Genomic DNA, 1,353 nt, shown 5'->3' with positions numbered 1-1,353 from the left:
AACATTTCTAGAGGGAGGGAATGAAGCGTGAAGCTAGCGATCCATGGTGGAACCCCTGTGCGTGAATCCTTTTTGTCTTACGGACAGCAATGGATTGATGAAGAGGATATTCAAGCGGTGGTCGAAACATTGCGAAGCTCGTTGATTACACAAGGGCCGAAAATTCAGCAGTTTGAAGAAGCGGTGGCCCGCTATGTCGGGGCGAAATATGCGGTGGCGTTTGCCAATGGAACAGCGGCTCTTCATGCAGCTTGTCATGCGGCCGGTATTTCACAAGGGGATGAGGTGATTACGACCCCGATTACCTTCGCAGCCAGCGCCAACTGTGTGCGGTATGTAGGGGGCAAGCCTGTGTTTGTGGATATTGATGAAAACACGTACAATATCGACCCCAGCCTCATTGAGAAGGCCATCACTCCGCGCACGAAAGCCATTATTGCCGTTGATTTTGCAGGTCAGCCTGCCGATTTAGATCCGATTCGGGAAATCGCTAAAAAATATGGTCTTGTCTTCATCGAAGATGCCGCCCATTCTTTAGGAGCTTGTTATAAAGGGAAAAAAGTAGGCTCGTTAGCAGATATGACGATGTTCAGCTTTCATCCTGTCAAAACGATCACGACAGGCGAGGGGGGGATGATTGTCACGGATGATGAGGAGTATTATCATAAATTAAAACTCTTTCGTACACATGGGATTACAACGGTAGGCAAGAATGAAGGGCCTTGGTATTATGAGATGGTGGATCTTGGCTATAATTACCGAATGACGGATTTGCAGGCAGCGCTCGGGCTCAGCCAATTGGCAAAGCTCGATGCGTTTGTGCAGAAACGGCGGGAAATTGCCGCAATCTATCATGAGGTGTTTTCTCGCATTCCAGGAGTGCGCATTCCTTATCAGCTCCCGTATGTGGACTCCGGCTGGCATTTATACGTGCTTCAACTGCAAGTAGAGCATTTCCGGGTGGGGCGCAAAGAGATATTTGAAGCGCTGCGGGCAGAAAATATCGGAGTGCACGTTCATTACATTCCAGTTTATTTTCACCCTTATTATCAACGATTAGGATACAAGAAAGGAATTTGCCCGGTGGCGGAAAAGTGGTATGAAGGAGCGTTAACGATCCCCATTTTTCCGAAAATGAGCGAATATGATATTCGAACGGTTATAGAAGGGGTAAACAAAGTGCTCTCCTTTTATCGAAAATAACGAGGTTTGCTGCTTGGTTTTTATTTGATGGAAGCAGCTTTCTGAGTTTTTATTGGTGACCGCGGCAGGAAATGGCGATGGGAATGGAGAAAGGAAAAATACGGTTTTATGATTTAGAAGGCTGGTGATGTAAGGGGAAATGCTGTTCTC

General features: G+C 46.9%; 1 protein-coding gene. It reads left to right on the top strand.

Going from position 1 to position 1,353, the window contains the following annotated elements:
* The first annotated feature begins 27 nt into the window (after positions 1-27).
* The gene (gene pseC / locus VU18_RS16430; protein ID WP_047758574.1) at positions 28-1,203 is read left to right on the top strand and encodes a UDP-4-amino-4,6-dideoxy-N-acetyl-beta-L-altrosamine transaminase; all 1,176 of its coding nucleotides are present in this window, start codon (positions 28-30) and stop codon (positions 1,201-1,203) included.
* The last annotated feature ends 150 nt before the right edge of the window (positions 1,204-1,353 follow it).

Source organism: Geobacillus sp. ZGt-1, assembly GCF_001026865.1.
GTDB classification, from domain to species: domain Bacteria; phylum Bacillota; class Bacilli; order Bacillales; family Anoxybacillaceae; genus Geobacillus; species Geobacillus thermoleovorans.
This window is presented reverse-complemented; position numbering and strand designations above follow the sequence as displayed.